The organism is Bradyrhizobium sp. 76, assembly GCF_023073025.1.
Lineage (GTDB): Bacteria > Pseudomonadota > Alphaproteobacteria > Rhizobiales > Xanthobacteraceae > Bradyrhizobium.
The window spans coordinates 238,962-252,289 of record NZ_JADPIS010000109.1 but is presented as its reverse complement, the minus strand read 5'-3'; the positions used below and the strand labels follow the sequence as shown (position 1 = coordinate 252,289).

Genomic DNA, 13,328 nt, shown 5'->3' with positions numbered 1-13,328 from the left:
TTCAGACCTTCTTGCGGACGTGAAGGCCGAACAGGCCTTCGGGCTTGAGCAAGAGCACGGCGAGCAGCACGATATAGGGCGCGACGTCCTTCCAGCCCTCGGCCAGATAGAAGCCGGCCATGCTCTCGATGACGCCGATCAGAACGCCGCCGACGACGGCGCCGGGGATCGAGCCGAAGCCGCCGAGCACGGCGGCCGGAAACGCTTTCAGGCCCAGCACCAGACCGACATTGGAATGGATGAAGGTGATCGGCGCCAGCAGCACGCCGGCGCAGGTCGCAACCGCCGCGCTGATCGCCCAGACGATCGACACCACGCGCTTGACCGGGATGCCCATGTAATAGGCCGCCAGCATGTTCTCGGAACTGGCGCGCATCGCGGTGCCGAGCGTGGTCTTGTTGAAGAACAGCCAGAGCAGCGCGCAGAGGATGACCGTCGCCGCGATCACCGAGAGCTTGTCATGGGCGAGCACCAGCGAACCGATCCGCAGCACGCCCTGGCTGAAGGGCGTGTCGATCTTGAAATCGTCGGTGCCCCAGATCATGCCGGAGACCGAGCGCAGGAAATAGCCGAGCCCAATGGTGGCCATGATGATGGAGAATTGCGGATAGCCGAGGATCGGCCGCACCACCACGCGCTCGGCCAGCATGCCGAACAGCGCCATCGCCGCCACCGCGCCGGCAAAGCCGATCCAGTAGTTCAGGCCCATCATACCGATGAAGGTGAAGGCAAAGAAGCCGCCCAGCATCATCAGATCGCCCTGGGCGAAATTGACGACCTCGGTGGCCTTGTAGACGAGCACGAAGCCGAGCGCGATCAGGCCGTAGACGCAGCCGAGCGCAACACCGCTGACCAGCTGCTGAACGAAATCCAGCATCGTCGCGCATCCTCCCGATACAACCGGCGGTTCTTCCTGACCGCCTTGCCGCATCTTGTGTTCAGTCGCTACGCAGTCGTTTCGCTGCGTTCGCGCCATTCGTCCCTTCGCCAATTCAGCCTGAACCGCCAAGCGCTGTCAACAAACGGTGACTTGCTATTAGTCCAATCCGGATGACGGAATTTGCCGCAGCGCGATTCACGGTGCCGAAACATCTTCGGGGCATGGTCGCGAGCGATGCAAAACCGCAAGGTGTGGCCGTGATGAAGCGGGACGACTCGGCGCTCGAAGTCCGGGGGTTAACGAAGCGTTTTGACCGTCTGGCGGTCGATAACCTCGATCTCACCATCCATGCCGGCGAATTCTATGCGCTGGTCGGCCCCAACGGCGCCGGCAAGACCACCACTTTGCGCATGGTTGCAGGCCTTTTGCGGCCCGATGCGGGCGCAGTCTCCATCTTCGGCATCGATGCGCTCCAAAACCCCGTCGCCGCCAAGCAGGTGATGGCGTGGGTCTCCGACGAGCCCATGATCTATGACAAGCTCACGCCGCTCGAATATCTCGAATTCGTGGCCGGTCTGTGGGGCATCGCACCATCGGCCTCGGAACCGGTCGCCGCGGAGCTCCTGAACTCGCTCGGGCTCGAGCCGCACCGGCACGAACGCTGCGAGGGTTTTTCCAAGGGCATGCGCCAGAAGGTCGCCCTCGCCGGCGCCCTGGTGCACGATCCCCGCCTCATCATCCTCGACGAGCCGCTGACGGGACTGGACGCCGTCTCCGCCCGCCATGTCAAGGGACTCCTCAGCGAGCGCGTCCGCGCCGGCTGCACCGTCATCATGACCACGCATATCCTCGAGGTCGCCGAACGCATGGCCGACCGCATCGGCGTGATCGCGGCCGGCCGGCTGGTTGCCGAGGGCACGCTGACCGAGCTGCGCCAGCAAAACGGGCACGCCGATACCAGCCTGGAAGATCTCTTCATCGCACTGGTGACGCTGCAGGAAGCCGCATGAGCTCGGCCACCGCGCTGTCCTGGTTCGCCCGCCACGAGCTCCGGCTCGCCTGGCGCGAATGGCTCGCCATGATGACAGGCGGGCGGCGCAAACGAACGCGTGCCGCGGTGATCGGACTGCTGTTCTTCGCGGCGCTGCTGCACGTGCCGGCCTGGGCGGTGATCGGCCGCTTCGCCGACCTGCAATTGCCGCTCGACAAATCCTCGCTGATCGTGATCTCGGCGACGATTTTTCTCGCCTGGACGCTGATGCTGTCACAGGCGATCGAATCGGTGACCCGGGTGTTTTACGCCCGCGCCGATCTCGACCTCATCATGTCCTCACCCGCGACGCTGGCCAATCTGTTCTCGGTGCGCATCGCCGCGATCGCGCTCACCGTCACGGTGATGGCGCTGCTGTTCTCGACACCCTTTATCGACGTGCTGGTGTTCGGGGGCGGCGCGCGCTGGCTCGCAGCGTTCGGCGTCGTCGTCGCCATGGGCCTGTCGGCCGCAGCGGTCGCGATCGCCGTCACTATCCTGCTGTTCCGCCTGATCGGTCCGGCGCGGACACGGTTCGTCGCCCAGATCCTCGCCGCGATCATCGGCGCCGGCTTCGTGATCGCGCTCCAGGTCGCGGCAATCATGTCCTACGGCACGCTATCGCGCTTCACCATCCTGACCTCGGATAGCCTGGCCGCTTACGCGCCCGATGCCGACAGCATCTGGTGGTGGCCGGCGCGGGCGGCGATGGGGGACGCCGAGGCGCTGCTGCTGCTCCTGGCACTCGGGCTCGTGCTGCTCGGAAGCGTCATGGCGATCTTCTCGAGCCGCTTTGCAGACACGGCGATCGATGCCGCCGCCTATGGCGCGTCCGGCCGTCGCAGCGCGAAGGAGCGCCCGTTTCGCGGCGGATCGCGGCAGCATGCCCTGCGGCGCAAGGAGTTTTCGCTCCTCTGGCGCGATCCCTGGCTGATCTCGCAGACGCTGATGCAGCTGCTCTATCTGGTGCCACCGGCGCTGCTGCTCTGGCGCAACTTTGCCGACAGCTCCGCGGCACTGACGCTGATCACGCCCGTCATCGTCATGGCGGCGGGACAACTCGCCGGCGGGCTTGCCTGGCTGACGATCTCGGGCGAGGACGCGCCCGACCTGGTTGCCACCGCGCCATTGACGCCGTCGAGCGTCGTCCGCGCCAAGATCGAGGTGGTGCTGATCGCGATCGCCGTCATCTTCTGCCCGTTGATCGCGGCGCTCGCTTTCGCCTCGGCGTTCCAGGCCGCGGTCAGCGCCGGTGCGGTCATCGTCAGCGCGGCCTCCGCCACCGCAATCCAGCTCTGGTTCCGGGTGCAGGCCCGGCGCAGCCAATTCCGCCGCCGCCAGACCTCGTCGCGGCTTGCGACCTTCGCCGAGGCGTTCTCCTCGATCGGCTGGGCTGCGAGCGCCGCGCTGGTGCTCACGCTGCCCATCGTCGGTCTCGTCAGCAGCCTGATCACCGCGAGCCTCGTCGCCATCACCTGGAAGTTCAGCCCGCGGCGGGAGTGACAATGGGCCGGCGTGAGGGTGCGACACTGACGCGCTGTTGATCGCGCGCTGTTGGCCACGCGTTGCATTGCACGCTAGACTTTCCCCTGAAGTCATCGGGGATGGATTCATGCGGCGACTGGTTTCGGTGGCTCTGGCGCTGTTCGGCGCAACTCTGTCGCATGCCCTCGCCCAACAGCCACAGCGCAGCGAATGCCTGGCGATGGCCAATGCTGCGCCGCGCCTCATGTCGGTCGCGTTCAAGCAGGCGGCGGCCGCGGCCGAGGTCGAGATCACCTATGCCGGCCATTCCACCTATTTCATCGACACGCCCGGCGGCTTGCGCATCGCCACCGACTATAGCGGGGCCTACCAGGTGGGCCGGCTGCCCGATGTCGTCACCATGAACCGGGCCCACAGCACGCACTACTCTTTATATCCCGACAAGCGCATTCCACGTGTGCTGCATGGCTGGGGCGAGGACGGCAAGCCAGCCATCGTGTCGGAGCGCATCGGCGACACCTTCATTCGCAACGTCACGACCGACATCCGCCGCTATTTCGGCGACGATTCCGGCGCCGACATGATCCGTGACGGCAACTCCATTTTCATCTTCGAGGTCGCGGGCCTCTGCATCGGCCATCTCGGCCATCTTCACCACAAGCTCGACGACAGCCATTTTGCCCAGATCGGGCGGCTCGACATCGTGATGGTGCCGATCGACGGCACCTACACCATGTCGCTCGACGGCGTCTCCGAGATCACCAAGCGGCTGCGCGCCTCGGTCGTGCTGCCGATGCACCGCTTCGCCACCCCGCTCGACGATTTCATGCAACGCATCGGCCAGCAGTTCGAGATCGATCGCCGCATGGAACGAAGTTTCCGGATGTCCCGGGATGCGCTGCCGTCGAAGCCGACGGTGATCATCCTCGACGGGGTGTGAGGCGTGAAGTCGGAACGCATCAGCCTCCTCCGACTTGGTTGCTTCGAGATCAGTTACGATCGGAGCAATCATGAGCAGACGGTTGCTGGTCATAGGCTCATTCGCGGCCATTTACCTGCTGTGGGGTTCCACCTACTTCGCCATCACTTTGGGCCTGAAATCGATTCCGCCATTTCTGCTGATGGCGTTACGTTCGTTCTGTGGCGGCATCTTGTTGCTGGCCATGAGTGCCGGTGAGGTCGCGAACGTATCCGCGCAGGCATGGATAAGGGCGAGCCTGTGCGGGCTCCTGTTCTTTGTCGGTTGCCACGGCGTACTCGCCTTCGCGCAGCAATCGGTTCCGTCGGGCGTCGCGGCCATCGTGCTGGCCACGATCCCGTTCTGGATCCTGCTGATCGATATCTTGTTCCCCGGCGATCAGCGACCCAAGCCCCTTGCCCTGCTCGCTCTCGCGCCGGGCTTCTTCGGCGTCGGACTCGTGGCGTGGCAAAACGTCGAGCAGGCTGGCATCAGCATCTTTCCCGTCGTCTGGCTGCTGGCTGCGGCCTTGTCCTGGTCGGCCGGGACTGTCTTGTCCCGGAGCATGTCGAGCCAGGCATCCGCTATCCTGCTTTCGGGCATCCAGCTTTCGATCGGCGGCACCGTGTTGTTCGCGATCAGTTGGCTGACAGGCGAGATCGGAAACTTCAGGCCAAGCGAGGTTTCGCTGGTCTCGCTCGCAGCGGCGCTTTGGCTGATCATCGCTGGCAGCGTGATCGGATTCGTCGCCTACAACTGGCTTTTGGAAAACGTCTCGACCTCGTTGGTGTCGACCTACACTTTCGTCAACCCGGTATCGCTGTGCTGCTCGGCACTGTCGTGCTGAACGAGCCATTTTCGCGCATGATGCTGCTTGGTGCGGGTCTCGTCATTGTCTCCGTGATCGTCACTTGGCTCGCGGAACGTTCAACGAGCCGACCAACGAACGAAAAGTCTAATCCTGGCATAGGGCATCTGTCGCCCAACAAGACTTGACGGCGGGCGCCGCGCAATTTTCTCCAAGTCGGCTGCCGGCCGGTCGTGCTGATCTCCTCGCAACAGGAGATCGACATGACCGACTTTGCGAGATTATTGCACGCGGACGGACCGAACCCCGAGCACGCGGCGGCGCTGCGGCTTTACGGCCGTTTCGTCGGCGATTGGGACGCCGAGATCACCGCCCATGGACCCGATGGAACGAAACACACCGCGCCCGGCGAAATCCATTTCGGCTGGGTGCTGGAGGGCCGCGCCGTGCAGGACGTCTGGATCATTCCGCGCCCGGCTGGCAGCCCGGCCTTGCCGGTCGCCGGCAATTGGTACGGCACGACGCTGCGGGTCTACGATCCGACCATCGATGCCTGGCGGATTTCCTGGGTCGATCCCGGTCGCTGCATATTCCGCCAGCAGATCGGCCATCCGCGCGATGCCGACATCGTGCAGGAAGGCACGACCGAAGCCGGCGACCTGACGCGCTGGAGTTTTACAGAAATCACAGAGGATTTCTTCCATTGGCTCGGCGAGGTCAAGCCGGCCACCGCAACCGATTGGCGGCTGGTGGTCGATGTGAGGGCGAAGCGGCGCAACGGTTGACGGCGGCGCCGCTGTGCCCGCGATGCCGGGTGCGGTTGCGCAACGCGCGCTGCTCCGTGCGATGACGAGGTGCTAGGCTCCCCGAACAAGAAGCATAGATAAGGGGAGCGCACGCCCATGGCCGCAAGCGGTCTGCCCGCCAACACGAGCGGGTTATTCGTCGAGCCGCGCGAGGACTGGCTCGCGCTGCATCAGGAGGAGATCATCGATCCCTTACGGCCGATCGTCGATCCCCATCACCATCTCTGGAATCGCGGGCACCGCTATCTGATCGAGGAGATGGCGGCCGATATCGCCTCCGGCCACAACGTCATCGCCACCGTCTATGTCGATTGCCGCTCGATGTATCGTGCGCACGGGCAAGAAGCATTCCGGCCGGTGGGCGAGGTCGAGTTCGCCAATGGCGTCGCCGCGATGAGCGCCAGCGGCGGTTACGGCAAGGCCGCGATTTGCGCCGGCATCGTCAGCCACGTCAATCTGCTGCTCGGCGATGCCGCAAAGCCGGTGCTGGAGGCCGAGATCGCGGCAGGCAACGGTCGCTTCCGCGGCATCCGGCATTCCTCGGCCTGGGACCCGGATCCTGCTGTCGCCGGCATGTATGCGAACCGGCCGCAGGGATTGCTGCAGGACCCGACCTTCCGCAGGGGCTTCGCCTGTCTCGCGCCGCTGAATCTGAGCTTCGATGCCTGGCTGTTCCATCCGCAGATCGGCGAGCTGACCGAGCTCGCCCGCGCATTTCCCGACACCAGGATCGTGCTCGACCATTGCGGCGGCCCGGCCGGAATCGGCCGCTTTGTCGGGCGACGCGAGGAGGTGTTTCCGCAATGGCGGGCGTCGATCCAGGAGATCGCCAAATGCGAGAACGTGGTGGTGAAGCTCGGCGGGCTCGCGATGTGCCTGCTCGGCTACGACTTCCATTTGCGCGAGAGGCCGCCGTCATCCGAGGAGCTTGCCGCCGCGTGGCGGCCTTACGTCGAGACCTGCATCGAGGCGTTTGGACCCAAGCGCGCGATGTTCGAGAGCAACTTCCCGCCGGACAAGGGCCAGTGCAGCTACCAGGTGATCTTCAACGCCTTCAAGCGTATCGCGGCGCCCCTGAGCGAGACCGAGAAGACGGCGTTGTTCTCGCAGACCGCGAGCAACTTCTACCGGCTCGATTTGCCTTAAAAAGGATTGCCGTCATGACGAGAACAGGGACCGGGATCTTGATCCCGGCCCCCGTTCCGTCGTGACCGCTGGGAAGCGTCCTTGAAACTGATTGAACTCTAGCCGGCGCCCATCAGCGAGGCCGGACGGCGCTCGCCGGTGGAGACGAAGATCTTCTTGAGCTTGTTGACGACGCGGATCAGGAAGCCGATCATCACGGGATTGGTCTTGCGGCAGAACGCGATCTTCTTGACGTGGCCTTCGACATGCCATTTGGCATGCGCGCCGTTGCGGAAGAAGATGACGTCGCCCGGGCCGTAGCGCTTCGGCGGCATGCCGTCGCTTTCGAGCACGATCGACCCTTCCATGATCATGATCGTTTCGTCGATATCGTAGTACCAGTTGAAGCGCCCTTCGGTGCAGGCCCAGATGATGGTCGAAGCGGTGCCGTCGGCACTGGTGGACAGGATGTGCGAGCGCGACACCGGATTGCCTTCGATGATCCAGGACGGTTCGATCGGCCGCAGCTCGAGGTCTACATTGCAACTGCTGATTTCAATCAATGTACGCGACATCTGTTTCCCCAGGGGATAAAATATGATCCGCCGGGTCTCGGCCCGGATTGTTCAAAGATGGCGGGAACGCTAGTAGCCGGTTTTTAATTCTTTCTTACGCAGGGGCCGACAATCAGCCGCAAGTTGCAGACGCGAAACGGTTAACGTCGCAATTTCCCTGCAATTTCGCGCACATGAACCCTTCTTTTCCGGGGTGCGACAAAGTGCGCGAAGCTATCTGAAAGGAGCCATGCCGATGCCCCTCACCCCGGAGGTTCTCGCAACTCAAGGCGAGGTCGTCGCCTGGCTCGGCAGCCTTGATGTCTCCTTCGCAACCGAAGAGGAGCCCTGGTTCACGGTCGACGGAATCGACAGCCCCCGGCAGATCGGCAGTGACGGCTCCGGCGGCGCGTTCGTGCTGCTGCCGTCTCAGAACGTGCTCTACGTCTCATCGGAAGGCCGCGCGGGAATCATCGCGGAAAGTTTCGAGGCTTTCGTCCAGCTCGTCGTGGCGCGCCCCTATTGGCTCGACATCCTCAAATTTTCCGCCGGCGGTGACCTCCATGAAATGCGGCGGGCGGCCGACGCGCTGGAGGCCACACTCGACGACGAGGACGACGTCAACGAGGCCCGCGAGCAAATCCGCAAGGGCCTCGACTTGCCCGAGGCGAATGATCCGGTCGGTGCGCTCTACGACGCGGTAGCGGCCTCCGACGCCGTCGTGCGGGCCACCGACGGCAGCCCGTTCACGACGCTGCTCAACCGCTTCAGCATCGACAACAGCCCGATGCTGCGCAACGCGGCGGCGTAAGGCGGGCTTTGAGAATAGGAACGTGCTCGGCCTTCATGGTTCGAGACGCGCCGTGAACGGCGCTCCTCACCATGAGAGTCTAATATCTCACCGCAAGAAAAAACCTCATCCTGAGGAGCCCGCGAAGCGGGCGTCTCGAAGGATGGATAGCAAGACGCGTTACTTCGCCCATTCGCCCTTGCGAAACACCGGCACTTTGCTGCCGTCGGCCAGAATGCCGTCGATGTCGGTCTCGGCCGAGCCGATCATCCAGTCGATATGGATCAGGCTCTGGTTGCCGCCTTGCGCCGCGATCTGCTGCGGCGTGAGCTGGGCGCCGTTGACGAAGCACTTCGAATAGCACTGGCCGAGCGCGATGTGCGAGGCCGCGTTCTCGTCGAACAGCGTGTTGTAGAACAATAATCCGCTCTGCGAGATCGGCGAGGAGTGCGGCACCAGGGCCACCTCGCCGAGACGGCGCGCGCCCTCGTCGGTGTCGAGCACCTTGTTCAGTACCTCCTCGCCGCGCGAAGCCTTGGCGTCGACGATCCTGCCGTCCTCGAAGCGCACCGCGATGTTGTCGATCAGCGTGCCCTGGTAGGACAGCGGCTTCGAGCTCACAACATGGCCGTAGACGCGCCGGCAATGCGGCGTGGTGAAGACCTCTTCGGTCGGGATATTGGCGTTGCAGCTGATGCCGTTCTTGGAGAGCGAAGCACCGCCCTCCCATTCATGGCCGTCGGCGAGGCCGATCGTGAGGTCGGTGCCCGGTCCTGAATACTGGAGCGCGCGGAAACGCTGGCCGTTGAGCCAGTTGGTGCGCTCCCGCAGCACCGCGTTGTGGCTCGCCCAATTGGCCGGCGCGTCCTCGCGATCGACGCGGGACGCCGCGAAGATCGCGTCCGCGAGCTTGCCGATCGCGACCTCTTCAGGATCATTCGGAAAGACCTGCTTCGCCCAGGACGGGCTCGGATAGGCGATGATGTTCCAGTTGGTGTCGAAATTGACGATCTTTTCCAGCGCGGGCTGATAGGCCATGGAATTGGCCTTGCTGGCGCGCGCGACCTTGGATGCATCTTCGCCCGAGAGCAGCATCGGATTGTCGCCGACGATGGCGAGACGCGCGGTGTTGTTCGAGAACGCCTTGGCCATGCCCTCGTAGAGCCAGTTGGCGGCGCGATCGAAGCTGTCGTCGTGGCCGTGGCGGTAGCGCGCCAGCGTCATCTCTTCGTCGGAGAGAATGGGCGTCACGATGCCGGCGCCGGCCTTGTACGCATGCACGGCAATCCGCCGCACCAGCGGCAACGCGATCGCAGGCGCCGTCAAGAGCAGATCCTGGCCGGGCCGCAAGCCCAGGCCCACCTTCACCGCAACCTCGGCCAGCCGGTCGAGCTTCACGGGATCGATGGGAGTGGAGGTGATGCGTTGATCAGTCATGCCGAATCCTCTGCCGAACGTCTCTCGCTCAATCTAAGTCTAGCATCGCGAGACACAAGTGCGCGAGTGCCTTGCGACACCCCAAAGATACGCAGTTTCGCGCATTTTGGTTTTCAACGCGTTGCCGATTTCAGCACCCGGTCGACCATGGCGGGAGCAAGGCCGAGGTAATTTTTCGGTGATGTCAGCGCCTCGATCGTGGCACGATCGATTCTGACGGAGACGCGGGAATCGGACGACAGTGCGTCCGCCAATGTCAGACCTTTCTCATTGGCGAGCCGGCAGGCGTCATAGACCACGTCATGGGCCTCCTGCCGCCCGATCTGCGGCGCGAGCCCCATCATGACGGCTTCGGCCACGATCAGACCGCGGCTGACGGCGAGATTCTCGTTCATCTTGCTTTCGTCCACGATGAGGCCGGCGAGCGCGAACTTGGCCTGGTGCAACGCGCCAGCGGTCAGCACGAAGCTCTCGGGGATCGCCATCCATTCGGCGTGCCAGGGCCCGGTGGCGCGCTCGAAATCCTGCACCATGGCATCCAGCATGAGGCCGGCGTGCTGGCGCACCGCCTTGGACGCCGCAAGCATCAGTTCCGAGGAGATCGGGTTGCGCTTCTGAGGCATGGTCGAGGACGCGCCGCGTCCCTTGACGAAGGGCTCGTAGACCTCGGCGAATTCGGTCGAGGCCATGATCATGATGTCGAGCGCGATCTTGCCGAGCGAGCCGGTGACGAGCGCCAGGAAATTCACAGCCTCGGCAAAACCGTCGCGTGCGACGTGCCAGGTCGAGGCGGGAACGCCGAGCCTCAGTTCGGCGCAGAGCGCCTCCTGCACCTCGAACCCCTTGTCGCCGAGCGAGGCCAGCGTGCCGGCGGCACCGGCGAACTGGCCGACCAGAACGCGCGGCTTCAATTCACTGATACGCTCGGCGTGGCGATCGAACATCGCGAGCCAGATCGCGGTCTTGTAGCCGAAGGTGACTGGCAGCGCCTGCTGGAGATGGGTGCGCCCCGCCATCGGCGTGTCGCGGTAGCGCTTCGAGAGGTCGGCGAGGATCTTGCGCAAGCCCGCGATATCCTGTTCGACGATCTCGAGGCCTGCGCGCAGTTGCAGCACCACGGCGGTGTCCATGATGTCCTGCGTGGTCGCTCCCCAATGCACATAGCGGCCGGCATCGCCGCATTGCTTCACCATCTGATGCACCAGCGGCAGGATCGGATAGCCGACGACATCGGTCTCCTGCCGCAACAGGTCGAAATCCAGCGCGGCAACGTCGGTCCGCGCCGCGATCTGATCGGCCGCGTCCTGCGGAATCACCCCGCATCTCGCTTCCGCCTTCGCCAGCGCCACCTCGACCTCGGCATAGCGCGCGACCGTCGCGATATCGGAAAACACCTCCCGCATCTGCGGCGTGCCGAAGGCATCGCGGAACAGCATGGAATCGAGCACGGTGGTTGAGGCATGAAAAGCGGGCATGGGCGTTTCTTCGTGGTTGGTGTTTTGTGTGAGGGCAGCTTACGCACACGGAACTGTTCGGCAATGGACATTCACTATTCGTCAGGTATTCGATGCTGTCGCGAAGGCCAGGACAACATGGGAAGCTGCCGCACACCATTGCCTGAACACCGTCATTGCGAGGAGCCCTTGCGACGAAGCAATCCACGCTAGCTCCGCGGCGGCAGGATGGATTGCTCGCAACGCCGTGACGAAATCGCGACAATCCGGCCGAAACGGCTTTATTCTAATCCAGGTTGCATTCCTCCCCGTAAATCGCATGGCTGCCATCACGCGATCGTGGTGAACCGGACAGGCCCCTTGGCGGACTCACAGACATCAGCCGAAATCCGTTTTGCTTTCATCATTGCCCGATGTTGCCTTGAGGTCTGAGTTTTCGACGTGCAGTTTCTGTTCCGGGATCACCTGCTCGATACCGACTTGCGCGAGCTGAGCCGCGAGCAGGTTCCCGTTGCCGTGGAGCCGCAGGTGTTCGATCTCGTTGTCCACCTCATGGAGAACCGCGATCGGGTGGTCAGCAAGGACGAACTGATCGACAAGATCTGGCACGGGCGCAGCGTCTCCGAATCCACGCTGACCAGCCGGATCAATGCGGCACGCAAGGCGGTCGGAGACAGCGGCGCAAGCCAGGCGCTGATCCGCACCATCTCACGCAAAGGTTTTCGTTTCGTCGGCGACGTCGAAACCAAGCGTGGGGCAACCGCGCCGGAATCCGATTTCGGAGCGAAGCTTCTGCGGGCCCCGCTGCTGCTACCGGACCGGCCGGCGATCGCGGTGCTGCCCTTCACCAACATGAGCGGCGACCGCGAGCAGGATTATTTCTCGGACGGAATCAGCGAGGACATCATCACCGCGCTGTCGAAGCTGCGCTGGTTCTTCGTCATCGCGCGCAACTCCTCCTTCGTCTACAAAGGCCGCGCGGTGCACATGAACGAGGTCGCGCGCGAGCTCGGCGTGCGCTACGTGCTCGAAGGCAGCGTGCGGCGGAGCGGCGATCGCGTGCGTATCTCCGCGCAGCTCAACGACGTCTCGACCGGCAGCCATCTCTGGGCCGAACGTTACGACCGCGAGCTTGCCGACATCTTTGCGGTGCAGGACGAGATCACCGAGGCGATCGTCGCCGCGATCGAGCCGCAGCTCTATACCGCCGAGAGTTTTCGCGCCCAGCAGAAGCCGCCGGGAAGCCTGGATGCATGGGACCTCGTGATGCGCGCATTGTCGCATTACTGGCGCATCACCCGCGAGGACAATGCCGCCGCGCAGGGACTGCTCGAAAAGGCCGTCGCGCTCGATCCCGCCTATGGCAAGGCACTCGGCCTGCTCGCGACCAGCCACATCTTCGGCGCGCATATGGGCTGGTCCGACATGGCCCCGACCGTGCCGGTCGCCGAGCGCGCCGCGCTCGCGGCGGTGGAGGCCGATCGCGAGGATGCCTGGGCTCATCATGGTCTGGCTTATACTTATCTATTCCGTCGCCGCTTCGACGACGCGCTGGCGGAGTTCGAGCTGGCGCTGAACCTCAATCCGAATTTTGCGATGGCACACGCCTTCTACGGCGTGACGCTGTGTTACGCGGGACGATGGCAGAACGGCGATGTCGCCGCGCGCCGCGCGCTGCGGCTGAGCCCGCGCGACCCGCTCGCGGCGATCTATTGCGGCGTCGCGGCCTATGCCCGGTTCATCGGCCGCGATTACGAAGGCGCCGCACAGATGGCGCGCGAGTCGATGCGGCAGCGCGCCGATTTCGTCGGCGCGCATCGCGTGCTGACGGCCGCCGCCGGAATGTCGGGCGATCCCGCGCGCGCGGCTTCCGCCCTGGAAGGCTTGCGCCGCGCCCAACCCGGCATCTCGCTCGCCTGGATCACGCGCGAGCTGCCGATGCTGCGGGACGAGGATCGCGAGCATTATCTCGAGGGATTGCGGCGCGCGGGGATGAGGTAG

At 64.1% G+C, this 13,328-nt stretch carries 12 protein-coding genes; 8 read left to right on the top strand and 4 right to left on the bottom strand.

The genetic code is table 11. The features are described from left to right. Position 1 precedes the first annotated feature (1 nt). A complete protein-coding gene (locus IVB48_RS30940; protein ID WP_027570079.1) occupies positions 2–877 on the bottom strand; it encodes a branched-chain amino acid ABC transporter permease in 876 nt (291 codons plus the stop codon). 263 nt (positions 878–1,140) lie between these two features. Here IVB48_RS30940 and IVB48_RS30935 point away from each other — a divergent pair, with 263 nt between their 5' ends. From IVB48_RS30935 to IVB48_RS30910, 6 genes are all read left to right on the top strand, one after another. Next, the gene (locus IVB48_RS30935) at positions 1,141–1,890 is read left to right on the top strand and encodes an ABC transporter ATP-binding protein (RefSeq protein ID WP_247406042.1); all 750 of its coding nucleotides are present in this window, start codon (positions 1,141–1,143) and stop codon (positions 1,888–1,890) included. After that, positions 1,887–3,413 carry a permease gene (locus IVB48_RS30930; RefSeq protein WP_247406039.1) on the top strand — a complete coding sequence of 509 codons (1,527 nt, stop codon included), beginning with the start codon at positions 1,887–1,889 and terminating at the stop codon, positions 3,411–3,413. The genes IVB48_RS30935 and IVB48_RS30930 overlap by 4 nt, the downstream gene beginning before the upstream one ends. Positions 3,414–3,522: 109 nt before the next feature. Continuing rightward, positions 3,523–4,335 (top strand): MBL fold metallo-hydrolase, encoded by an 813-nt coding sequence (locus tag IVB48_RS30925; RefSeq protein WP_027570076.1) that lies wholly within the window; start codon positions 3,523–3,525, stop codon positions 4,333–4,335. A gap of 70 nt (positions 4,336–4,405) precedes the next feature. After that, positions 4,406–5,200: an EamA family transporter gene (locus IVB48_RS30920; protein ID WP_247406037.1), complete on the top strand. Its 795-nt coding sequence runs from the start codon at positions 4,406–4,408 to the stop codon at positions 5,198–5,200. A gap of 224 nt (positions 5,201–5,424) precedes the next feature. Continuing rightward, entirely contained in the window at positions 5,425–5,946 is a 522-nt protein-coding gene (locus IVB48_RS30915; protein ID WP_247406035.1) for a hypothetical protein, read from the top strand. 117 nt (positions 5,947–6,063) lie between these two features. Next, positions 6,064–7,113 (top strand): amidohydrolase family protein, encoded by a 1,050-nt coding sequence (locus tag IVB48_RS30910; protein ID WP_247406032.1) that lies wholly within the window; start codon positions 6,064–6,066, stop codon positions 7,111–7,113. Positions 7,114–7,211: 98 nt separating this feature from the next. Here IVB48_RS30910 and IVB48_RS30905 read toward each other — a convergent pair whose 3' ends face one another. After that, positions 7,212–7,667 carry a cupin domain-containing protein gene (locus tag IVB48_RS30905; protein WP_027570072.1) on the bottom strand — a complete coding sequence of 152 codons (456 nt, stop codon included), beginning with the start codon at positions 7,665–7,667 and terminating at the stop codon, positions 7,212–7,214. Between the two features lie 235 nt (positions 7,668–7,902). Between IVB48_RS30905 and IVB48_RS30900 the strand changes: the two genes are divergently transcribed. Next, positions 7,903–8,457, top strand: a complete 555-nt coding sequence (locus IVB48_RS30900; RefSeq protein ID WP_247406030.1) for a hypothetical protein — start codon at positions 7,903–7,905, stop codon at positions 8,455–8,457. A 159-nt stretch (positions 8,458–8,616) separates the two neighbouring features. On the opposite strand, the gene IVB48_RS30895 is transcribed toward IVB48_RS30900, so the two are convergent. Both IVB48_RS30895 and IVB48_RS30890 read right to left on the bottom strand, forming a co-directional pair. After that, entirely contained in the window at positions 8,617–9,873 is a 1,257-nt protein-coding gene (locus IVB48_RS30895; protein ID WP_027570071.1) for an aminopeptidase, read from the bottom strand. Positions 9,874–9,986: 113 nt separating this feature from the next. Beyond that, on the bottom strand, positions 9,987–11,348 hold the full coding sequence (locus tag IVB48_RS30890) for an adenylosuccinate lyase family protein (RefSeq protein WP_247362925.1): 1,362 nt from the start codon (positions 11,346–11,348) through the stop codon (positions 9,987–9,989). Positions 11,349–11,768: 420 nt separating this feature from the next. On the opposite strand from IVB48_RS30890, the gene IVB48_RS30885 reads away from it, so the two are divergent. Further along, complete coding sequence (locus tag IVB48_RS30885) at positions 11,769–13,328, top strand: winged helix-turn-helix domain-containing protein (protein WP_247406028.1); 1,560 nt, start codon at positions 11,769–11,771, stop codon at positions 13,326–13,328.

Excerpts from the sequence above, each read along its gene's own strand:
- IVB48_RS30895 (WP_027570071.1), bottom strand. The coding sequence starts at position 9,873 with ATGACTGATCAACGCATCACCTCCACTCCCATCGATCCCGTGAAGCTC.
- IVB48_RS30890 (WP_247362925.1), bottom strand. The coding sequence starts at position 11,348 with ATGCCCGCTTTTCATGCCTCAACCACCGTGCTCGATTCCATGCTGTTC.
- IVB48_RS30920 (WP_247406037.1), top strand. The coding sequence starts at position 4,406 with ATGAGCAGACGGTTGCTGGTCATAGGCTCATTCGCGGCCATTTACCTG.
- IVB48_RS30925 (WP_027570076.1), top strand. The coding sequence starts at position 3,523 with ATGCGGCGACTGGTTTCGGTGGCTCTGGCGCTGTTCGGCGCAACTCTG.
- IVB48_RS30915 (WP_247406035.1), top strand. The coding sequence starts at position 5,425 with ATGACCGACTTTGCGAGATTATTGCACGCGGACGGACCGAACCCCGAG.
- IVB48_RS30905 (WP_027570072.1), bottom strand. The coding sequence starts at position 7,667 with ATGTCGCGTACATTGATTGAAATCAGCAGTTGCAATGTAGACCTCGAG.
- IVB48_RS30900 (WP_247406030.1), top strand. The coding sequence starts at position 7,903 with ATGCCCCTCACCCCGGAGGTTCTCGCAACTCAAGGCGAGGTCGTCGCC.
- IVB48_RS30910 (WP_247406032.1), top strand. The coding sequence starts at position 6,064 with ATGGCCGCAAGCGGTCTGCCCGCCAACACGAGCGGGTTATTCGTCGAG.
- IVB48_RS30940 (WP_027570079.1), bottom strand. The coding sequence starts at position 877 with ATGCTGGATTTCGTTCAGCAGCTGGTCAGCGGTGTTGCGCTCGGCTGC.
- IVB48_RS30930 (WP_247406039.1), top strand. The coding sequence starts at position 1,887 with ATGAGCTCGGCCACCGCGCTGTCCTGGTTCGCCCGCCACGAGCTCCGG.
- IVB48_RS30935 (WP_247406042.1), top strand. The coding sequence starts at position 1,141 with ATGAAGCGGGACGACTCGGCGCTCGAAGTCCGGGGGTTAACGAAGCGT.